This is a genomic window from Corynebacterium sp. 32222D000AT, assembly GCF_053546955.1.
This window is the reverse complement of the sequence record NZ_JBPPVW010000013.1, coordinates 1-20,954: the sequence shown is the minus strand read 5'-3', so window position 1 is coordinate 20,954 and position 20,954 is coordinate 1. Positions and strand designations below refer to the sequence as shown.

19 protein-coding genes and 1 pseudogene are annotated in these 20,954 nt (G+C 68.0%); 4 read left to right on the top strand and 16 right to left on the bottom strand.

Annotation, left to right across the window (positions count from 1 at the left end; translation table 11 throughout):
- Positions 1–6: 6 nt before the first annotated feature.
- The 6 genes from rimI to glmS form a co-directional block, all read right to left on the bottom strand.
- Complete coding sequence (gene rimI / locus ACEE23_RS08465) at positions 7–501, bottom strand: ribosomal protein S18-alanine N-acetyltransferase (protein WP_368520817.1); 495 nt, start codon at positions 499–501, stop codon at positions 7–9.
- The gene (tsaB, locus tag ACEE23_RS08460; protein WP_368520816.1) at positions 498–1,193 is read right to left on the bottom strand and encodes a tRNA (adenosine(37)-N6)-threonylcarbamoyltransferase complex dimerization subunit type 1 TsaB; all 696 of its coding nucleotides are present in this window, start codon (positions 1,191–1,193) and stop codon (positions 498–500) included. Before tsaB ends, rimI begins: the two co-directional genes overlap by 4 nt.
- Complete coding sequence (locus ACEE23_RS08455) at positions 1,193–1,669, bottom strand: hypothetical protein (protein WP_368520815.1); 477 nt, start codon at positions 1,667–1,669, stop codon at positions 1,193–1,195. The genes tsaB and ACEE23_RS08455 overlap by 1 nt, the downstream gene beginning before the upstream one ends.
- Positions 1,670–1,832: 163 nt before the next feature.
- Positions 1,833–2,339: a tRNA (adenosine(37)-N6)-threonylcarbamoyltransferase complex ATPase subunit type 1 TsaE gene (tsaE, locus tag ACEE23_RS08450; protein WP_368520814.1), complete on the bottom strand. Its 507-nt coding sequence runs from the start codon at positions 2,337–2,339 to the stop codon at positions 1,833–1,835.
- Between the two features lies 1 nt (position 2,340).
- The gene (gene alr / locus ACEE23_RS08445) at positions 2,341–3,441 is read right to left on the bottom strand and encodes an alanine racemase (protein WP_368520813.1); all 1,101 of its coding nucleotides are present in this window, start codon (positions 3,439–3,441) and stop codon (positions 2,341–2,343) included.
- 5 nt (positions 3,442–3,446) lie between these two features.
- Positions 3,447–5,318: a glutamine--fructose-6-phosphate transaminase (isomerizing) gene (gene glmS / locus ACEE23_RS08440; protein ID WP_368520812.1), complete on the bottom strand. Its 1,872-nt coding sequence runs from the start codon at positions 5,316–5,318 to the stop codon at positions 3,447–3,449.
- Positions 5,319–5,452: 134 nt separating this feature from the next.
- Here glmS and ACEE23_RS08435 point away from each other — a divergent pair, with 134 nt between their 5' ends.
- A complete protein-coding gene (locus ACEE23_RS08435; RefSeq protein ID WP_368520811.1) occupies positions 5,453–6,286 on the top strand; it encodes a poly(ethylene terephthalate) hydrolase family protein in 834 nt (277 codons plus the stop codon).
- Here ACEE23_RS08435 and ACEE23_RS08430 read toward each other — a convergent pair.
- The 4 genes from ACEE23_RS08430 to glmM form a co-directional block, all read right to left on the bottom strand.
- Positions 6,283–6,552, bottom strand: a complete 270-nt coding sequence (locus ACEE23_RS08430) for a hypothetical protein (RefSeq protein ID WP_368520810.1) — start codon at positions 6,550–6,552, stop codon at positions 6,283–6,285. The genes ACEE23_RS08435 and ACEE23_RS08430 overlap by 4 nt on opposite strands.
- Positions 6,546–8,138 (bottom strand): zinc metalloprotease, encoded by a 1,593-nt coding sequence (locus tag ACEE23_RS08425; protein ID WP_448872270.1) that lies wholly within the window; start codon positions 8,136–8,138, stop codon positions 6,546–6,548. Before ACEE23_RS08425 ends, ACEE23_RS08430 begins: the two co-directional genes overlap by 7 nt.
- Positions 8,131–8,439, bottom strand: coding sequence for a hypothetical protein (locus ACEE23_RS08420; protein ID WP_368520808.1), 309 nt, complete (start codon positions 8,437–8,439; stop codon positions 8,131–8,133). The genes ACEE23_RS08425 and ACEE23_RS08420 overlap by 8 nt, the downstream gene beginning before the upstream one ends.
- A 156-nt stretch (positions 8,440–8,595) precedes the next feature.
- Positions 8,596–9,939 carry a phosphoglucosamine mutase gene (gene glmM / locus ACEE23_RS08415; protein WP_368520807.1) on the bottom strand — a complete coding sequence of 448 codons (1,344 nt, stop codon included), beginning with the start codon at positions 9,937–9,939 and terminating at the stop codon, positions 8,596–8,598.
- 137 nt (positions 9,940–10,076) lie between these two features.
- Here glmM and ACEE23_RS08410 point away from each other — a divergent pair, with 137 nt between their 5' ends.
- Positions 10,077–11,615, top strand: a complete 1,539-nt coding sequence (locus ACEE23_RS08410) for an FAD-binding oxidoreductase (protein ID WP_368520806.1) — start codon at positions 10,077–10,079, stop codon at positions 11,613–11,615.
- A 23-nt stretch (positions 11,616–11,638) separates the two neighbouring features.
- A complete protein-coding gene (locus ACEE23_RS08405) occupies positions 11,639–12,946 on the top strand; it encodes a class I SAM-dependent methyltransferase (protein WP_368520805.1) in 1,308 nt (435 codons plus the stop codon).
- Positions 12,947–13,086: 140 nt separating this feature from the next.
- On the opposite strand, the gene rpsI is transcribed toward ACEE23_RS08405, so the two are convergent.
- The 6 genes from rpsI to eccCa all read right to left on the bottom strand — a co-directional run bounded on the left by rpsI (position 13,087) and on the right by eccCa (position 19,877).
- A complete protein-coding gene (gene rpsI, locus ACEE23_RS08400) occupies positions 13,087–13,626 on the bottom strand; it encodes a 30S ribosomal protein S9 (RefSeq protein ID WP_368520804.1) in 540 nt (179 codons plus the stop codon).
- A complete protein-coding gene (gene rplM, locus ACEE23_RS08395) occupies positions 13,626–14,069 on the bottom strand; it encodes a 50S ribosomal protein L13 (protein WP_070769166.1) in 444 nt (147 codons plus the stop codon). The genes rpsI and rplM overlap by 1 nt, the downstream gene beginning before the upstream one ends.
- A 281-nt stretch (positions 14,070–14,350) precedes the next feature.
- The gene (locus tag ACEE23_RS08390) at positions 14,351–14,638 is read right to left on the bottom strand and encodes a WXG100 family type VII secretion target (RefSeq protein ID WP_070769165.1); all 288 of its coding nucleotides are present in this window, start codon (positions 14,636–14,638) and stop codon (positions 14,351–14,353) included.
- Positions 14,639–14,704: 66 nt separating this feature from the next.
- Complete coding sequence (locus tag ACEE23_RS08385; protein ID WP_368520803.1) at positions 14,705–15,022, bottom strand: WXG100 family type VII secretion target; 318 nt, start codon at positions 15,020–15,022, stop codon at positions 14,705–14,707.
- A gap of 191 nt (positions 15,023–15,213) precedes the next feature.
- Complete coding sequence (locus ACEE23_RS08380; RefSeq protein ID WP_368520802.1) at positions 15,214–16,263, bottom strand: type VII secretion-associated protein; 1,050 nt, start codon at positions 16,261–16,263, stop codon at positions 15,214–15,216.
- Complete coding sequence (gene eccCa, locus ACEE23_RS08375) at positions 16,260–19,877, bottom strand: type VII secretion protein EccCa (RefSeq protein ID WP_448872963.1); 3,618 nt, start codon at positions 19,875–19,877, stop codon at positions 16,260–16,262. Before eccCa ends, ACEE23_RS08380 begins: the two co-directional genes overlap by 4 nt.
- 314 nt (positions 19,878–20,191) lie before the next feature.
- On the opposite strand from eccCa, the pseudogene ACEE23_RS08370 reads away from it, so the two are divergent.
- Positions 20,192–20,954, top strand: a pseudogene (locus ACEE23_RS08370) (hypothetical protein); the annotation flags it as partial.

Here is a 20,954-nt window from a genome sequence, read left to right as displayed (position 1 = left end):
TGTTCTCTAGTTGCTGGTTCTCTGGTTGCTGGCGGGCTGCCCGCCTTCTCGCTTATAAGTGTAGGCATCCGCGCCGGAGGGTTGGTAATAGTTGCGGCGCACGCCCAGCCGGTCAAAGCCATAGGCCTCGTACAGGCTAATCGCCGGCACGTTGTCCACGCGCACTTCCAAAAAGATCGGGGCCTTCTCACGGTCGGCGATGTAGCAGATATTGTCCATCATCATCCGGCCAATACCGCGGCGCTGGTGCGCCGGATCCGTGCCAATGGTGTGGATTTCGTACTCCGGGTCATCGGCCGGGCCCATCCGCCCGATGCCCGCGTAGCCGACCAACAGATCCGCCTCGGTATCCTGCACGCCTAGGTAAAAGGTGTGCGGCTGGCGGAACTCCGCCTGGAAGACCTCTTGCGACCAGGGGGTCTCCCCCGGGAAGAGCACGGTTTCCAGCTCGGCGCACCGGGCGGCGTCGGATGCTTCTAACTCCCGCAGGACGAGGCTCACAGCTCGACCTCGGGGATGGCCGCCGAGCGCGGCTTCGGCGCCGGCTCCTTGGCGTCGGGCCGGCGCAGGTACAGCGGCACCAGCGGCTCCGGCTGCGCGCTAAAGTCCACGGCCGCTGCCAGCGCGGCCGGGCGCGGGTTGAGCGCCGGGCGCACGGCGTCGTGCCACTTCTCCGGCAGCCGCTCCCCCAGCGCCGCCGGGATATAGACGGCAGTCACGGTATCCGGGAAGTCCACCTCCTCCGGCCGGGCCACGTCCGGCCCGCTGACCCGCTCGGTGCCGCGGTAGACGGAGTAATAGATCTCCTTGCGGCGGGCATCGGTAGCCACCACGAACTCGCCGCTGTCCTGGGCGGCTGCGGCCACGGCGATGGCGTCGTGCGAGCAGAGCCCATAGACCGGGATGCCGCGCGCCTGCGCCAGGGCCGAGGCCGTGGCCATCCCGACGCGCAGGCCGGTAAACGGCCCCGGACCGCAGCCGGCCACGACGGCGTCCAGCTGGGAATAGTCCCCGCCCAGCAGCTGGTCGATGGTGGGCATCAGCAGCTCATTGTGGGCGCGGGTGTCCTCAACGGTCGCGTCCTGGACCGCCGACGGTTGGGCACCAGCCGCGTTGCCCGGCTGGGCCGGGTCGATGTCCACCAGACCGGTGACCAGATCCGTGGTGGAGGTGTCGATGCACAGAACCCGCATTAGGACGCCAGGACCCAGGTTCCGTCTTGGTTCTGCATGAACGGCAGCAGGGAGAAGCCGTTGATCACCGGCGGGACCTGCTGGGAGCACAGGTCAACCTCGCTGCGGTCCAGCTTCTCCGGGAAGCTGTTCAGGTCCTCGTCCAGGGCCACCAGGTAGTTGGTGTCCTCCGGGACCTTGCCGTCCACCAGGTCCAGCTTGTCCGGGTTCAGACCGAAGGCCTCCTGCAGCTCATCGCCGGAAACGCCCGGGCAGACAAATGCCGCGGCGCTCCACTCCTCGCCGTAGACATCCGCCGGGGACAGGGCCGTGCCGTGCAGGCCCTTGTTCTTGGTCTCTTCCAGGATATGGCCCACGCGGCCGACCGGCTCGTCTGCGCGGGCGGCGGTCCAGCCGACCAGGCCCAGGATGGCGATGAGGAAGCCGATGGTGACGACGGCCACCAGTGCGGCGGCTGACTTGGACAGTTTCATCATGGTGACTCCTTCTGCGCGACAGTCGTACGCCCGACTATCGGATTAGTTCTATGGGGATTAAGTGCCTAGACAGGCTTGGGCATTGTTTTTACGCCCTGTAATGGTACATCGTGCAGGTTCCGCGAGTGTGTGGCGCCTCCGCGGTAGCCGCGGGCGCGGGCCGCTAGCGGCTGTGCCACTGCCAGGAAATGACGCGGGGGCCGTCCTCGTCCAGCGGGGCATCGTCGGCCCGGGCGCTCTCGCGGTCGATGCGCACGAGCAGGAAGTCGTCGCTGAGCTGCTCGACCAGCCCGCCGCCCCACTCGGCGACGACGACGGCGTCGGCCAGCTCCGTGTCCAGGTCCAGCGCGTCCAGGTCCCCGATGGGGTCGCCCGAGCCGGCGCCGAAGTCATCCAGCAGGCGGTAGGCGTCCACGTGCACCAGGTTCGGGCCGGACTGCTTCGCGCGGTGCTCCCGGGCGATGACGAAGGTCGGCGAGGTCACCCGGCCTTTCACACCCATGCCTTCGGCGATGCCCTGGGTCAGGGTGGTCTTGCCCGCGCCCAGCGGGCCGTCCAGGATCACCACGTCGCCGGCCTCCAGCGCGCGTCCCAGCCGCGCACCTAGATCCTGGGTCTGCTCGCGGGTGCTCAGGGTCTCGCTGCCCTGGGCGGGAAAATCGCTGCGCATCCTAGGCCTCCTGCCGGGGCAGGTAGGTCCGCTGGGTGCGCCCGGTGGGCCGGCAGACCACCTCGTAGTTGATGGTCCCGGCGGCGTTCGCCAGATCCGTGGCGCTGCGCCCGCCAGTGCCAAAAAGCACGGCCTCGTCCCCGATGGCCACCCCGTGCGGGTTGGAACCTAGGTCCACCACGACCTGGTCCATGCACACCCGGCCGACCTGCGGGTAGAGGTGGCCGTTGATGCCCACCTCCAGCTTGTCCTGGAAGTTGCGCGGCAGGCCGTCGGCGTAGCCGGCGGGCACGGTGGCCAGGTAACCCGGCTCGGACGCGCTCCAGGTCAGGCCGTAGCAGGTGGCCTCCCCCGGCTCGATCGGTTTGACGTTGATGACGGTGGCGGCCCAGGTCATCGCCGGGCGCAGGTCGTGTTCCAGGCCCTCGATGGGCTCCAGGCCGTAGCAGGCCAGGCCCACGCGCACCTGCTCGAAGTAGGCGCTCGGGCGGGTCAGGGTGGCCGGGGAATTCGCCAGGTGGTTGACCGGGCACTCCAGGCCCATCGACCGCGCCTGCTCTAGCGCGTCGCGGAACTGCTGTTCCTGGTGGTCATTGTGCGGATGATCCGGGGTATCGGCGCACGCGAAGTGCGACATCAGGCCGGTGACCTCCAGGAAGGGGCAGTCGCGCAGCAGCTCAAAGGCCTCCGCCCAGTCCGCGCGCTGGATGCCGGAGCGGTGCATCCCGGTCTCCACGCCGATGATGACGCTGGCCGGGGTCTCCTGGTTGATGAGTGCCCGGGCGTGCTCCAGGGAGGGCACGCCGACGGTGATCCCGTGGGCTAAGACCTCCGAGAGATCGTCGCTGGGGGCCCAGATCCACGCCGCGATCGGCTGGTTGACGCCGACCTGGCGCAGGCGCACGGCCTCCGCCGTGGTGGCCACGCCGAAAGCGTCCGCGCCGGCGGCTGCCATCACGGGGGCCACCTTCTCGATTCCATGCCCGTAGGCGTCCGCCTTCACCACGCACATCAGCCGGGTGCCCGGTCCCACTTTGTCCTTGAGATAGGCAATATTGTGGGCGATGGCATCCAAATCGATGCGGGTGGTGAGTAACGACATGGAAGCTACTCTACCGTCACCGACTTTGCGAGGTTACGCGGCTGGTCCACGTCGTAGCCCTTGGCGGCGGCGACGTTGCAGGCGAAGATCTGCAGCGGCACGGTAGCCAGCAGCGGCTGCATCAGGGTCGGGGCCTGCGGGATGCGGATGATGTAGTCCGCGTAGTCCTCGACCGCGGTGTCGCCTTCCTCGGCGATGACCACGGTGACGGCGCCGCGGGCGCGGATCTCCTGGATGTTGGAGACCACCTTGGAGTGCAGCGAGTCGCGCCCGCGCGGGGACGGCACGATAACGAAGACCGGCTGGCCCTGCTCGATGAGCGCGATCGGGCCGTGCTTGAGCTCGCCGGCGGCGAAGCCCTCGGCGTGCAGGTAGGCGATTTCCTTCAGCTTCAGCGCGCCCTCCAGGGCGACGGGGAAGCCGACGTGGCGGCCCAGGAAGAGCACGGAGGTCGCGTTCTGCATGGACTTGGCCAGGTCCGCGACCTGCTGCTCGCCGTCGATGACCTCCTGGATCTTGTCCGGCATGGCGCGCAGCTCGCGCAGGGTGGATTCGACCTCGTCGGCAAACTTGTTGCCGCGCAGCTGCGCCAGGTACAGGCCCAGCAGGTAGGTGGCGGTGATCTGCGCCAGGAAGGCCTTGGTGGAGGCCACCGCGATCTCCGGGCCGGCGTGGGTGTACAGCGCGGCGTCGGACTCACGCGGGATGGACGAGCCCTGGGTGTTGCAGATGGCGATGACCTTCGCGCCCTGCTGGCGGGCGTGCCGCACGGCCATCAGGGTGTCCATGGTCTCGCCGGACTGGGACAGGGCCACCACGAGCGTCTTTTCGTTGACGATCGGATCGCGGTAGCGGAACTCGTGCGCCAGCTCCACCTCGGTGGGGATGCGGCACCAGTGCTCGATGGCGTAGCGGGCCACGTGGCCGGCGTAGGCGGCGGTGCCGCAGGCGATGACGATGATCTTGTCGATGGACTTGAGCACGGATTCCTCGATCCGCAGCTCGTCCAGGATCAGCTTGCCGGACTCGTCGAAGCGGCCCAGCAGGGTGTCGCGGACCGCGCTCGGCTGGTCGTGGATCTCCTTGTCCATGAAGGAGTCGAAGCCACCCTTTTCTGCCTGGGCGGCGTCCCACTTGATTTCAAACGGCTTGCCCTCGGCCGGGTTGCCGTCGTAATCGGTGATGGCGACCTCGTCCGCGGTGATGGTCACGACGCGGTCGTTATCGATCTCAACGGCGGACTTGGTGTAGTCGATGAAGCCCGACACGTCGGAGCCCAGGAAGTTTTCGCCCTCGCCCAGTCCGATGACCAGCGGCGAGTCGCGGCGGGCAGCCACGATGCGGTCCGGCTGATCCGCGTGGATGGCCAGCAGCGTGAAGGCGCCTTCGAAGCGCTGGCAAGCCAGCTGCATAGCGCGGGTCAGGTCACCCTCGGCCTCGCCGTGGAAGACGTCGGCGAGCACCGTGGCGGCGACCTCGGTGTCGGTCTCCGACGCGAAGTGGGCGCCCTTGTCGATGAGCTCGGTGCGCAGCTCGGAGAAGTTCTCGATGATGCCGTTGTGCACGACGGCGAGCTTCCCGCCGTCTACGACGTGCGGGTGGGCGTTGATGTCGGTGGGGCCGCCGTGGGTGGCCCAGCGGGTGTGGCCGATACCCAGGACCGAGTCCGGCACCGGGCGGCTGGCCAGCTCCTTATCCAGCTCGGCTACCTTGCCGGCCTTCTTGCGCCAACTGATTTCCCCGTCCGCGTACATCGCGATGCCGGCGGAGTCATAGCCGCGGTATTCCAGGCGGCGCAGCCCCTCCAGCACGACGTCGAGGGCAAAATATTCACGGTCGTTTCCCGATTGACCAACGTATCCGACGATTCCACACATAGCCCCAGATGTTACAGCATCATCCAGCACTCCGACGGATTCAGGTTGTATATTCACCTCGCCGTAATAATTGCCCGAAGTTTTCGGCCCCGGTCAGGTGCTACCGCGCCAAGGTTTGCTCTATCCTGGTAGATGTGTCTGCGAATTTGAAGAAGCATCTATCGACCCTGTCCAAGCGCGGCCCGCACCGGGTACTCGTCGGCGATCTGTCGTACGCCGGCCTGAACGGCAAGGTGTATGCCCCTGCCGAAGGCAACGCGTTGCCCGCCGTGGCTTTCGGCCACGACTGGATGAAGAAGGTGAAAAGCTACCACGCCACGCTGCGCCACCTGGCCTCGTGGGGGATCGTGGCGGTCGCCCCGGACACGGAGACCGGCTTTCACCCGAACCACCGCAACTTAGCCGCTGACATGGAAACCGCCCTGCAGATCGCCGCCGGCGTGAAGCTGGGCCAGGGCAATATCTCCGTCGGCCCGGGCAAGCTCGGCATGGTCGGCCACGGCATGGGCGGCGGCGCCGCAGTCCTGGCCAGCGTTGATAACGAGAAGGTGCGCGCTGTCGCGGCCATTTACCCCGCCTCCACTGCCCCGTCGGCCTCCCGCGCCGCCCGCCGCCTGGAGATCCCCGGCCTGGTCATCGGCTCCGGCCGCTCCGATATCTTCAGCGCCGGCAACCCGGCAAAGTTGGCCTACAACTGGGCCGGCGACTGCTCCTACCGGGAGATCGCCAAGGGCACCCAGCAGGGCTTTAGCGAAGACCGCCTGACCAAGCTCATGCTCGGCACCCCAGCCTTTGAGGGCGGCCCCACGGAGACCGCCCGCGGCCTTATCACCGGTTTCTTCCTCCACCAGCTCAACAACGACAGCAAGTACTCCGACTTCTCCGATCCGGAGGCCGTCGGCAAGAACGTGGAGAGCTTCATCGGCGAAGACCTCAGTGAGAAGGCCGGCGTCACCCGCGACGACTAGCCCCTCCGCAGCACGGATTTAACCTGCCCCGGCGCACTGGTGCGCTGGGGCTTTCTGCGTTCATCCCGCCCCACCCCGGGCCGCGCCGCCGATGCCCGCGCCGTCTTGCCGGTCGCCTTCGCCTCGGCACTGGCCTGGTGCTTGGCATTGTCCGCGGCCTTTTCTAAGTCTTCCTGCGCCTTGGCCAGGGTGCGTTCAAATTCCAACAGCCGCGCCGCGGTGCGCTGGCGGAACTGCCGGGCAAATTCGTCGAAGTCGTTTACCATCGTCCTGCCTTTCGGGCTCGCTCTTGCGGTTCATCTCCAGCTTCTTCCTCCGGCGCCTCCGGCTCTTGCGGGGCAGGGCCCGCCCGGCCACCGGCGTCCGCAGCCGGCGGTGTCGCCGGTTCGGGCGCTACCGGCTGGGCAGCAGGCTCGGGCGCCGGCTCAGGCGCCGGCTCAGGCGCCGGCGGCGCGGCATCCATATGGGCCAGCTTGCCTGCCGGCGGTTCCGGCTCTGGTACCTCTGACAGGTCCGGCGGCGACGGCTTAGGCGCAGGCTCCGGCTCGGGTTGTGGTTTAGGCTCCGGCTCCGGGCAAGGCTCGAGTTCTGGCTCTGGCTCAGGAGCTGGTTCTGGTTCCGGGCAGTCCATGCCCTCCAGGCACTCGGCCGCGGCCGCCAGCAGCAGGCCTGCCCCGATGAGGGCCACGCCAGCGCCGGCGACGCCGAGTGCGCCGCAGCAGCTGTGTGCGGGTTCGCACGGGACCGGTTCCGGGCAGGGCTCGGGTGCTGGCTCAGGTGCTGGCTCAGGTTCCGGTTCGGGTTCAGGCTCGGGTGCGGGCTGTCCGGCCGGTTCGGTCTCCGGTGCTGGCTTCGGCTCCGGGCAGGGCTCAGGCTCGGGTTCTGGCTCTGGTTTAGGTTCTGGCTCCGGGCACGGCTCAGGCTCGGGTTCCGGGCAGGGCTCAGGCTTGGGTTCCGGTTTAGGTTTGGGCTGCGGTTGCGGTTCTGGTTGTTTTTCTGGCTCTGGTTTTGGTTCCGGCTCTGGGGCCGGCTTGGGCGCAGGGTCCAGGGACGACGGTTCGGTCGGTGGTGGGCCGGCATCCGGAGCGGGCTGAGGCTGCGGTTTGGGCTCGGGCTTGGGTTGCGGTTCTGGTTTAGGCTTGGGCTCGGCCTCTGGCTTGGGCTCTGGCTGGCCCTCGGCGCAGGGCTCGGCTTCCGCGGGGGCTTGCGGTGGTTCGGGTGGTAGCGGGCGCTCGCAGGCGCACTCGCAGCGGCGCTCGAATTCCTCGTAGCAGCTGTCGATGGCCTCGTCACGCTCCCGGCAGGTGCCGGCGACCTGCTTGTTGGTGTCCTCGATGACGCGGCCGCCGATGGCGGAGATGGCGGGGATGAGGAACTGGGCCACGGGGTGGCGGCGCAGCACCATGGCCAGGATGTCCAGCAGCCCGATGGCGGCGCTGAGCAGCTCCCCAATCGCGGAGTCGGAGATGTGCACCACGTCGTCGATGGCCTGGGCGCAATGCTCCGCGTCGCGGGCGAGCTCGTCGGCCTGGGTGCGGTCCTCCTCGTGGTCGTCGTTGATGGTGCGCAGGCGGTCCAGCAGCTTATCGCCGGCGGCGAGGAAGCCGCCGCCGAAGAGGAATTCGCGCAGCTCCCCGCCGCCGCGGTTGGGCCGGTCCGCTCCCACGGCCGCGCGGGTGCCCGCCACCAGGTCGGCGCTGCTGAGCCCGTCGACGGAAGCGACCATCCGCTGCAGCACCCCGACGGGCAGGCTGGGGCCGGAATACGCGCCCTGGCTGGCTAGCTGGAAATTGCTTACCGAGCGGGAATAATCGGCCAGTTGGCTGCGGGCCATGGCGCTGGTGCTACTCATGGCTATCCCCCTGCCCCAGCCGGGCGCCGAACGCGTCGTCACCGCGGTAGAGGGCGGTGAACTGGTCGGCCGCGGCACGCACGGTGTCGTCCATGTTGTTAATGCGCCAGCCGCCCTGCTCATGCAGGCGGTTGAGCAACTGCTGGATGCGCTGCCCGTGGCCGGCGAAGTCGCGGCCGGCGGCGGCCTGCGGGTACTCCGGCACGCGGCGCAGGTGGGCCTGGCGCTGTGCGCTCACGCCGGTGGATACCTGGCGGAGGCGAGCGACAATATCAGTGTGGTCGAACTCGATTTCCGGCACCGAGGGACTCCCTTTCTTGCAGTCTCGTCTTTTTAAGGTTTTGGCCGCCCCGGTGGGAGCAGCTTCACCTTATTTGGACTGCCGGAAGTCCCCGGCGGTTCCCGCCAATTTCTGCGGGAACTTTTTAGGGTTTCGGGTGCCGGTGGTGCGGGTGGTTTAGACGCCGGCGACCACGGCGGCGAGCCGGCCGGCGACCTTGCGGGCCTGCTCTTCCTCGGCGGCTTCGACCATGACGCGGAAGAGTTCCTCGGTGCCCGACGGGCGCAGCAGCACGCGGCCGGTGCCGTGGAGTTCCTCCTCGGCCTGGGCGATGGCGGATTTCACCTCGTCGTTGCCCATGATGGCGGACTTGTCGGAGACCGGCACGTTGATGAGCACCTGCGGCAGGACCTTCATCACGCTGGCCAGCTCCTGCAGGGACTTACCGGAACGGGCCATGCGCGCCATGAGCGACAGGCCGGTCAGGGTGCCGTCGCCGGTGGTGCAGTCGTCGGGCAGGACGATGTGCCCGGACTGCTCGCCGCCCAGGGAGAAGTCGCCGCGGATGAGCTCTTCGACCACGTAGCGGTCGCCCACCTTGGTCTGGACAACCTCGATGCCCTGCTCTTGCATCGCCAGCGTCAGGCCCAGGTTGGACATGACGGTAGCGACCAGGGTCTTGTGGCGCAGGTCGTTGTCCTCGTGCATGCCGACGGCCAGGATGGCCATGATCTGGTCGCCGTCGACGACGTTGCCGGCGGCATCGACAGCCAGGCAGCGGTCGGCGTCGCCATCGTGGGCCAGGCCGAGATCCGCGCCGTGCTCCACGACGGCCTTCTGGGCCTGCTCGATGTGGGTGGAGCCGCAGTCCTCGTTGATGTTGAAGGCGTTCGGCTTGTGGTGAATCGGAATCACCGTCGCGCCGGCGGCCTCGTAGGCCTGCGGGGCGACCTTGGAGGCGGCGCCGTTGGCGGTATCCACCACCACGGTGATACCCGATAGGTCGGCGGTAACGACCTCGGCCAGGTGCTTGAGGTAGCGCTCGCGGGCATCGGGGGCCTCCGAGATGATGCGGCCCAGCTTGGTGCCGGTCGGGCCCTCCTCGCTCAGGGTGTCCATCGCCTGCTGGATTTCGTCTTCCACCGCGTCCGGCAGCTTCCGCCCTCCGGCGGAGAAGAACTTGATGCCGTTGTCCGGCATGGGGTTGTGCGACGCGGAAATCATCACGCCCAGGTCCGCCCCGTAGTCATCGGTGAGGAAGGCAATAGCCGGGGTCGGCAGCACGCCCACGCGCAGCACGTCCACGCCGCGGGAAGCGAGCCCGGAGGCGATCGCCGCGTCGAGCATCTCCCCGGACACGCGCGGGTCGCGGCCGATGATAGCGAGCGGGCGGCGCTCGTAGGATTCCCGGTTGGCGGTAAAAACCTCCGCCGCCGCTTGGCCAAGTTTCAGTGCCAGCATGGGGGTCAGCTTCTGGTTAGCCAGACCCCGTACTCCGTCGGTGCCAAATAGTCGAGTCATGTCCAACATTATGCCCCTAGCGTTATGCTTCGCGCGACCGGACCGGACCTATTCCCACTCGTTCCACTCACCTAAAGTGGGGTAGCCGCGCCAGCACCGAATAGCGCCGCGCCCGGACACGCTTAAAATGGCCCCATATGAGCGCAGGCGGAACCTTAAGAGAATCACTGATTAACGTCACCGGTCGAGCTACTAATGCGCTAGCAAGCGCATTACCCGGCCGCACTGTCGACGCGGAAAGCATTCAACCCATCGGCTGGCACCGCCACGCAGAAGGCGTGCGCCGGCTGCTGGATAGCTTCCAGGCCGTCCCCGCCGGCAAGCGGGTGCGCCTGGCGAAGAAGACCTCCAACCTCTTCCGCGGCCGCGAGTCCACCACCCCAGGGCTGGACGTGAGCGGCCTGGGCGGGGTCATCGCCATCGACCCGGTGGCCCAGACCGCCGACGTGCAGGGCATGTGCACCTACGAGGACCTGGTGGACGCGACCCTGCCCTTCGGGCTGGCACCGCTGGTGGTCCCGCAGCTGAAAACCATCACCCTGGGCGGGGCGGTCACCGGCATGGGGGTGGAATCCACCTCCTTCCGCAACGGCCTGCCGCACGAATCCGTGCTGGAGATGGACGTCCTCGACGGCAACGGGCAGATCGTGACCTGCTCGCGGGAAGAAAACGTGGACCTGTTCCGCACCTTCCCCAACTCCTACGGCTCGCTGGGCTACGCGGTCCGCCTGACCATCGAGCTCGAGGAAGTCCCCTCCCTCATCGAGGTCCGCTCCGTGCGCTTCCACGACCTGGAAAGCTTCCAGGACGCCCTGGCCGAGGCCTCCGCCAGCGGGGAATTCGACGGCACCCGCCTGCACGGCCTCGACGGGGTGGCCTTCAGCCCGCAGGAGGCCTACCTGGTGCTGGCGGTCGCGGCTGGCGATGCCGCCGTCCACACCTCGGACTACACCGGCCAGGCCATCTACTACCGCAGCCTGCAGCACCCTAACGGCACGAGCCACGACCTGCTGAGCATCCGCGACTACATCTGGCGCTGGGACACGGACTGGTTCTGGTGCTCCCGGGCCTTCGGGGCGCAGAACCCGACGGTGCGCAAGATCTGGCCGCGCCAGTGGCGCCGCAGCTCCTTCTACTGGAAGATCGTGCGCCTGGACCGCAAGTACCAGCTGGAATACAACTTCCTCAAAAAGCCCAAGGGCCTGCCGGCCTCCGAGCGGGTGGTCCAGGACGTGGAAGTCACCGCTGACAAGACCGCCCAGTGGCTCGACTGGTTCTTTTCCGCCAGCGATATCCAGCCGGTGTGGCTCTGCCCCATCCGGCTGCGCGACGGCGTCGAGGACCTAGTCGGCACCGGAGAGGTTACCGCTGAGTCGGACGCGCCCTGGCCGCTGTACCCCCTGAAGCCGGGAACGACCTGGGTAAACGTCGGGTTCTGGTCCGGGGTCCCGGCCGACCACGTCAGCCCGGCACAGGAGCCCGGCGCCTTCAACAAGGTCATCGAGGCCAAGGTCAGCGAGCTGGGCGGGCACAAGTCCCTGTACTCCGAGGCCTTTTATACCCCGGAGCAGTTCGCCGAGCTCTACGGCGGCGACCTGCCGGAGAAGATGAAACAGCAGGCCGACCCGGCGGGCCGTTTCCCCACCCTCTACGACAAGACCGTGAACAACTCTTAAACCAACGAAAGGAAGCCCTATCCATGCCCGGTAAGTTTCAGCCGATGACGGTAGCCGAGATTATCGATGCCTTCGTCCCCGCCGCCAACCCCTTCTACTGGACCGCGTTCGATGGTTCTTCCACCGGCAACCCGGACTCGCAGTATCACGTGTCCATCAACAACGTAGAGGGCCTGTCCTATATCGCCACCGCCCCGGGCGACGTCGGCCTGGCCCGCGCCTTTGTCACCGACGGCATCACGGTCAAGGGCGAGCACCTGGCGCACCCCTACGGCATCTTCGACGCCCTGCACGAGATGTACCGGAAATTCGAGCGGCCGGATACCAGCACGCTGCTGAAGATCGTGCGCTCGCTGGCGTCGATGGGAGCTATCCAGATCCAGCCGGTGCCGGAGGCCGAGCGCGCCGGCCGCTTCGAGCGCATGCTGCGCCAGGGCCTGTCCCGGCACTCCAAGGCACGCGACGCGGATGTCATCTCCGATCACTACGACGTGGGCAACGACTTCTACGAGCTCTTCCTGGGCGACTCCATGACCTATACCTGCGCCTACTACCCCAGCCCGGACGCGTCGCTGGACGAGGCCCAGGACAACAAGTACCGCCTGGTCTTTGAGAAGCTGCACCTGAAGGAAGGCGACCGCCACCTGGACATCGGCTGCGGCTGGGGCGGCATGGTCCGCTACGCCGCCCGCCAGGGCGTGAAGTCCATCGGCGTGACGCTCTCGCGCGAGCAGGCCGAGTGGGGCCAGAAGAAGATTCTGGAGGAAGGCCTCGAGGATCTGGCCGAGATCCGCTACATGGACTACCGCGACGTGCCGGAGGAGAACTTCGACGCCATCTCCTCCATCGGCTTGATGGAGCACATCGGCGTGAAGAACTACGCCAGCTACTTCGACTTCTTGTCCGGCAAGCTGCGCGAAGGCGGCGTGATGGTCAACCACTGCATCACCTACCCGGACAACCACAAGACCCCGCGCGGTTCCTTCATCGACCGCTACATCTTCCCCGACGGGGAGCTGACCGGCTCGGGCACCATCGTCCGCAAGATGCAGGACCACGGCTTCGAGGTCTTCCACGAGGAAAACCTGCGCTTCGACTACATGCGCACGCTGTCGGCCTGGTGCGAAAACCTCAAGGACAACTGGGAGGAGGCCGTCAGCCTGGTCGGCCTGCCGACCGCCCGCCTGTGGGGCATGTACATGGCCGGCTCCCAGTGGGGCTTCGAGCACAACATCGTCCAGCTCCACCAGGTCGTAGGCATCAAGCTGGACAAGACCGGCTCCCGCTGCGGCACCCCGGAACGCCGCTGGTGGAACGACTCGGTCTTCTAGACCCTCGCCGTCCTAGGCCCCGGCAAAGGACCCGGGTGTCCTAGGCCCCGGCCAACCCCGGGACTAGAAAACACAAACGCCGCTTGGGCTTCCCCAAAGGGAAGGGCCCAAGCGGCGTAAGTGTAAGTACCAGCGAAGAATTAACGCTTGGAGTACTGCGGGGCACGACGTGCCTTGTGCAGACCAGCCTTCTTGCGCTCGACGGCACGGGCGTCACGGGTGAGCAGGCCGGCCTTCTTCAGGGCGGCGCGGTCAGCCGGGTTGTAGACGTTGAGTGCACGGGCGATAGCCAGACGCAGAGCGCCGGCCTGGCCGGTCGGGCCGCCGCCGTTGACGGTGACCTTGATGTCGAACTGGTTCTCGCGGTCCAGCAGGGTCAGCGGAGTGAGGATGTCCTGCTGGTGCAGCTTGTTCGGGAAGTAGTCATCCAGGGTGCGGCCGTTGACCACGATCTCGCCGGAGCCGGCGATCAGGCGGACACGAGCGATGGCGCGCTTACGGCGACCAACGGTCTGGATCGGGCCCTCGTGGATAGCCGGGGCAGCAGCCTCGGTCTCCTCAGCGGCTTCCGGAGCAACGACGTCACCGATGGTGTTGGTGAACTCTTCGGTTGCGGCGGCTGCGGCTGCGATGTCGGCAGCGTCTGCCACGTTGTTATCGATGTTGTTCTGCTCGGTCATTACTGTGCCACCTGCTTAAGCTCGTAGGATTCCGGCTTCTGGCCGGCGTACGGGTGCTCCTCGCCTGCAAAGACGTGCAGCTTGCGGGCGGAAGAACGGGAAAGCTTGTTGTGCGGCATCATGCCGGTGACAGCTTCTTCGATAACGCGAACCGGGTTGGCGTCCAAAGACTGACCCAGGGTCATGGTCTTCAGACCACCCGGGTAGCCGGAGTGGCGGTAGCGCTTTTCGCGGTCACGCTTGTTGGAAGAGATGTGGATCTTGTCAGCGTTGATGATGATGACGTGGTCACCACAGTCAACGTTCGGTGCGAACTGCGGCTTGTGCTTGCCACGCAGCAGGTCTGCCACGGTGGAAGCGAGCTTGCCCAGCACCACGTCAGTAGCGTCGATGACGTACCACTTGCGGGTGATGTCACCGCTCTTAGGGTGGAAAGTAGACAAAATGACTCCTTGAAAGTCTGTCTCGGAACTGCCGGCCAACGCCATGGTCCTTCGACTGCCCCTAGATACAGCGGCCGGTGGAGACCTGCACTAGGCGCCGCGTCCAGCCCCAAAGCAGGGCTGTCTCGCTCAGACACATAGGTCTAATACTTTAGTGGTTTCGCCCCAAAATCCCAAAACGCCGTTAGACGGCGGAGACGCTCCCCCACTACACACAAAACCCGCCTTCCCCATTTACCGGGGAAGGCGGGGTGACAGACGGGATTGTGTGGTGGGTGCGTTTAGCCCCAGCTGGCGGCGGCGCGGCGGTTGACGTCGCTCATGGCGTCGTTGCCCTCGGAGACGGTGCGGGAGATGGTCATCAGCACCTGGTTGAGCTCCAGGGCGGCGTTGTCCCACTTGCGCTGGGCCTGCTGGTAGGCGGCTGCGGACTCGCCCTCCCAGGTGGCGGCCATGGGCTCGATGATGGACTTGAGCTCGTCCAGCAGGCCGTTGATGCGGGCCGAGGTGGAGTTGATATCGGCAGCGGCGGCCTCGATGGCGCCGAATTCGTACTTGATAGCGGTCATGCGGGAATTTTTCCTTCCTGGTGTTTATCTGGTGTGCGCTCGCGCGGTGGGTGTTGTGCCGGGCGGCTACAGGGCCAAGCCGGCGCCGCCGACGTTGTTGAGGACCTGCGCGTTCTGGGCCTCGACGTCGTCGAAGTTGCGGGCGTTGCTGCGGATGTTGTCCGAGATGGCGGACAGGGCCTCGCGCAGCTGCTGGGCGGAGGCGTTGTAGCGCTGCATGAGGTTGTCGAAGGACAGCTGCGCGCGGCCCTCCCAGCTCGCGCGGGTGCCCTCCACAACGTTGTGCAGGCGGGTCAGCTCGCCCTGGACTTCCTCATTGGTCGAATCGACATGCCCGGCCGTGGCCTGCATGACCTCGGCTTCGGTCTTGAACGTAGTGTGCATAGTGTTCGCCCCTCCTCGAACGGGTTGACAGTGTGGTGTCACGGTCTTGTGTCACGGATTGTGTGTCGCGGTTACTTGTCAGACTGGTGGAGGAAGTCCCCCGCCGCCGCGTTCTTTCCGACGCGGTGCCTTCCTCATCTTTATTGGACTGCCCCGCCGGGCAATCGGTTCCCGGAGTTTTTAAAAAAGTTTTAGCCCTGACGGACCAGGGATTCTTCGGCCATGCGGCAGGCCGCCTTCTGCGCGACGCTGGGCAGCTCGCGGGTGTGACAGCCCACGGACAGCTGGTGATCGCCGTCCACCCACGTCGTCCAGACAACGTGCGAGTCGTCCCCGGGCTTTTCCACGTAGGTCAGCCGGCCGTCGTGCTCCTGCGGGTGGGACAGGGCGTCGTCGCCGGCGATTTCTTCCTGGATTTGTTCCAGCAGGTAGTCCGCGGGCACCGAATAGAGCGGATCCGCGGCAAAGAGCACCCGCAGGTCCGGGTCCGGCCCCGTGGCCGTGACCAGCCCATCGCCCTCGGCGGATTCCTCGGCGTGAAAGCCCTGCGGCAGCTGCACCGACAGTCCCGCCGCGCTTAACTGCTCCGGTGCGGGCGGCGGCTCGTTTGCCGGCCCGTCGCTGCCCGCCTCCCCGGGCGCCGGCGGGCCGCCGTCCTGACCGCCCGGGGCGGCCGCCACCGCGTTATCGGTTGCCTCACCGCCCGCGCTCTCCTCGTTCGCATCGCCGCCGCGGCCGACCACGAACCAGGCCACGCCGGCCACGATCAGCACCACCACGGCCAGCAGCGCGTAGAAGGGCTGGAACCACCCGCCCTTGCTGGTGTTGTCCGTGCTCGGGCGCAGCGGCTCGGCGCGCGGCGCGTCCGGGTGTGAGCCGCCGGGAGCGGCGGCATCGGCAGCCGGTGCGAGCGGGGCGAAGACCTCGGTCTCCGGGTGGGAGACCGCGTGCTCGGCGGTGTCCACCACCGGCACCTCCCGGCCCTCGAGCTGCCGGGTAATGATGCTCACGGCTTCCGCTGAGACCGCAGTCGCGCTGGAGTCCGCGCAGACCTTCACGGGGGCTTCCGGCCAGTGCGCGCCCAGGATCTTCTCCGCCTGCTCGAGCGCGCCGTCCAGGGCCCAGCCCTCCACAATCCCGGTGCCGGGCAGGTCGTAGCGGTACACGGTTTCCGGGCCTTCGAAAATGGTGGCGGTATCCAAGATGGTGATGGTCAACAAAGCGGGTGCGGCGGTCGTCATGGCGTGTCCTTTCGCTTGCTTTCTGCTTGGTTGCTTGCTGCTTGGTGGCTCTCGTCTCGTTCTTCGGCGGCTGGTGGTGTGTCTTCTTGGTCGTCGGCGCGGATGACTTGGCACAGGCCCAGTTCCTCGCCGCGGAGGTGGTAGCGGCCGCGGCCGGGTGGCTGGCGCTTCGGCTTCATGCCGAAGATGGGGCCTTCCTCCTTGTCGGCGTCCAGGAGCAGGACGGCCGGCTGGGTATCTTTGAGCGCCGAGCAGAACTTGCCGAACATGGCGCGGCCGATGCCGCCGGCCTTGCGGGCGAAGATGACGTGCAGGCCGATGTCCTGGGCGTGCGGGATGAGCTCCACCAGCGGGTGCAGGGCGGCCTCGCTGGTGAGCTCCGCGTCGTCGATGACCACGTAGATCTCGGGGCCGCTCCACCAATCGCGGGCGCGCAGGCGCGCCGGGGTGATATCCGGCCCCGGCAGGCGCTGCCGCATAGTCGCCGCGGTATCGCGCAGGGCCTTCTCCGCCGCCGCGGGCGTGGCGGCATAGGCGGCGAGCATGTCCTCGTCGAGCGCGCCCAGGTGCGCCCGGCGCGGATCGATGACCACCAGGCGCGCGTCCTCCCGGGGCAGGCCGGCCACAGCATCAGCGATGACCCGGACGAAGGTGGACTTGCCGGACCCGCTGGCGCCGACGCAGACCACGTGGGCGCTGGTGGCCGGGTCCCAGGCCACCGGTTCCAGGTCGCGGCCGCCAATTCCCCAAACCAGCCCGGCGGTCAGCGCGTGGCGGGGCAGGTCGGCCGGGCGCAGCTGGGCGGGCAGGGTCTTGAGCCGGGGCACCGGCTCGCCGCCGCGGGACTGCAGGTGTGCCACGTCCTGGTTGGAGGTGCGCGCCAGCAGCATCATCTCCCCGGTCTCGGTGAGCCCGCGGCCGGGCAGGGCCGGCAGCTTCTGTTGGGCCTTGCGGTCCACCAGGGATTCCATGGCCTCCCCCAGGCGCAGCTCCAACCGGTGGGCGATGAGGTCCCTAATCGACGGGCGCAGGGTGGTCCACCGCGGCGTGGACAAGACCAGGTGGACGCGGGCGCTGGGGCCGTCGGCGGCCAGGGCGGTGATCTTCTCCGTGAGATCGTTGAACTCCGCGCCGGCGGTGCCCACGTGGTGCCAGCCGTCTAGCACCAGGAAGGTGTGGCGGGGCTCGGGGCGCTCGACCAGGCCGGTGACCTCGTCGATGATGCGGCGGACCGTGTCCGGCTCGTCGCGGCCAGCCACGCCCGCCACGTGCGGCAGGCGGTCCAGGTTGGCTAGCGCCCCGCCGCCCAGGTCAATGACGTAGAAGCGGATGGCCTCGGTGCCGTGGGTCGCGGCCAGGGAGCCGACGATGGTGCGCAGCGCCATGGACTTGCCTGTCTGCGGGCCGCCGCAGACGGCCGCGTGCCCACCGGCGGTGGAAAAGTCGACCACCAGGGGATCCTGGCGCTGGTGGTAGGGACGGTCGATGAGCCCGACCGCGGCCTGCAGGTGGGTGGTCTGGCCGGCCCGGTGCAGGATCTCGGGCAGCTCGACCGCGGCGGGCAGCGGCGGCAGCCAGATGCGGTGGGCGCTGTGCCCGCGGTGGTCGGCCTCCGCGCGGGCGACGGCCACGACCTCGTTGAGCAGCGTGGTCGACTCGTCCCAGACAAGCTCCGGCTCGCTGTCCTCGGTGGTGTGAGCGTCCCAGCCGTCGAAGACGGACACCCGGGCCGGCGGTACGCTTTCCCCTTCGGCTGGTTCGGCCGGGCGAGCGAGCGGCCCGGAGACGTAGGTGGCCTGGAAGCGCTCGAGGGCGTCGCCGTTGGTCTTCAGGTAGCCGGCACCCGGCCGGGCGGGCAGGTGGTAGGCATCGGTAGCGCCTAAGACCTGGCGGGACTCCGCGGCGGAGAAGGTCTTGAGCCCGATCCGGTAGGACAGGTGCGAATCCAGCCCGCGCAGCCGGCCCTCCTCCAGCCGCTGGGAGGCCAGCAGCAGGTGCACGTGCAGCGAACGGCCCAGGCGGCCGACGGCGACGAAGAGATCGGCGAAGTCCGGGTGCTGGCCCAACAGCTCGGAGAACTCGTCCACCACGATGACCAGGGCGGGAAGCGGCGGGAACTGGTCCGGGTCGCGGCCGGCGTTGTAGTCGCCGACGTTGGCGAAGTTGCCGGCCTGGCGCAGGATCTCCTGGCGGCGGTTCATCTCCCCGGAGATGGCGTCGTACATACGCTCGACCAGGACGGATTCTTCCTCCAGGTTGGTAATCACCGCCGCGGTGTGCGGCAGCTGCTCGCAGCCCAGGAAGGTCGCCCCGCCTTTAAAATCCACGAGCACCAGGTTCAGCTCCTCGGGCGAGTGCGTGGCCGCCAGCGCGGTGACCAGGCTGCGCAGCAACTCCGATTTGCCGCTGCCGGTGGCGCCGATACACAGACCGTGCGGGCCCATGCCGCCCTGGGCAGATTCCTTCAGGTCGAGGTAGACCGGCTGGCCGCTAGGGTCCAGCCCCACCGGCACGTGCAGGCGCTGCGACCCGGCGCGCCCTGGCCAGAGGTTCTCGCCGCGCAGCTCGGCGATGTCGCGGTGCCCGAGCAGGGCCACCAAGTCGCCGCCGCCGGAGCCGAGCTTGGGCCCCGGCTCGGCCAACGGGCGGCGGCAGCGGGCCATGCGGCGCGCGATGAGCACCGCGCCCTCTTCGGCCAGCTGGTCCGCGCGCCCCAACTCTTCCTCGCCCGCGGCCGTGGAGACCAACAGCGTTGTGCCCGCATCCCCGCCCGCCTCGTCGCGCAGGCTCAGGCACAGGCCCTCGTGCTCGGCGCGCAGGCCGAGTGCGGTGTTGCGCCGCGACCCGACATCGATGATGGTGGTTACCCCCTCCTCGTCGAGGAAGTCTTCCACCCCGGTGGTCGCCACGCCGTCGACGATGAGCACGCGGTAGTTCGCCTGCTCCGGCCGGCGGGCGTGCGGCAGCCACTTGACCCACTCCCAGCCGGCCCCGCGCACGGAGCGCACGGAAATGCCCAGGGTGTCGGGCCCATGCGCGCAGGCCAGCTGGATGACGATGGCCCGAGCCAGGTCCGCCGCACCCGCGCCCGCGATCCCCAGCACGCCGAAGGCCTGGAGCTGGATGACCACGGGCATCTCCGGCAGGGTTTCGACCGCCTGGATGGTCCGGCGCAGGCTGACCGCGCACACCGGGTCGAGGTCCTCGGCCGCGGCCGCCTCCGGCACCTGGATTTCCGTGGCGAGCTTGGTCTCTCCCACCCCAATGCGCACCTCGAGCGCGTCCGGGTCGCCCGCGCTGCGCTCCCACAGCCGCTGGTTGTGGACGAAGGCGGGCAGCTGCTCGACCGGCGGGTGGCGGTGCAGCTCGTGGGCCCGCTGGGCGGCGCCGTTGTCCAGGGCCTTCTCGCGCAGCGCCTTGAGGTGGCGCAGGTAGGTCCGCCGGGTCTCGTCCGGGTCCTGGCCGCCGGTGGTCGGGCTGAACATCATGAACATGCTGGCCAGCATCATGATGGGAAACATCAGCATGAGCGGGCTGAAGGTCCGATCCGACCCGCCGCTCAAGACCATGAACGCGACCATGCCTAGCATGGCGGCGACCATGACGATGGGCATGATGATGCGCACCAGCGGCACGGGTTGTTTGCGTTGGGCCTCCGGCACCGCCTCTGCGGTGATGGTCCCGGTCGGCGCCGGCGGCACCGGTTGGCGCTGCGTTAAGGTTGTTGGCTCGATTACTTGGATACTCTCGCGCTGATCCAGCACGGCTGATACACCCCCGAAAAGTTTTTGGCGGCCACCTCCCCTAGCGGTGGACACGCTGCCCACAGTAAGCCACAATTGAGCGCGACGGGCAAGGTGGGGAAGAAAATTTTTCTTGGCCACCGGCCTGAGAATTCGGGGATCTACTACTTCGGGGGTGAAGTGTTATGACGGCTGCGATCCCGCATACCGTCCGCGTGACGGTGCGCGTCCACGCAGGTAATTTTCGGAAAGAAGCGGACCTGTCCTTGCCGGTGACCGGCAGTTTAGGCGAGATGATTGACGATATCGGCTATATGGTCGACGCGCCCCAGCTGTCCAAGCCGTGGCGGGCGTCCACCGCGGGCGGGCGCGGGTTGGACATGGCCCAGCCGCTTGCAGCCACCCGGCTCACGGACGGCGCGGTCGTCATCCTCACCCCGCAGGAGGACACCCCGGCGCCGGTCATCCGCGACTCGGCGGAGGCCCTCGTGGCGGCCGGCCGCCCCTCGGAACTGCCGGGGCTGGCCGCGGTCTGGGCGGGTATCGGGCTGGTCGCCGTCGCCGCCCTGCTCGCGGGCGTGCTGCCCGCCTCCGCCGCGGTCGCCATCGCGCTAGCCCTGGGCACCGCGCTGGTCATCTATCAACCCGCGACCCGCCCCTTGGTCCCGGCGCTGGTTTTCGCCGGGGCGCTGGCCGGCTGGTGGGCCGTCGCCCCGCCGGGTGGGACGCTTCCACCCGCGTGGCAGGCGGCCCACCAGCAGCTAGACGGGCCCGCGCTGGTAATCCACAGTGCCCTGTCCTGGGTGGCCCCCGCCGCGCTTGGCGATGCCGCCTGGGCGCTGCTGGCCGCGGTGTCCTGCGGGCTGGCCATGGTGGCGGTCTTCCACGTGACCGCCGTGGCTCGGCCGCGGTGCACGGCCGCCGCGCTCACCCTCGGCGGGCTGGGGT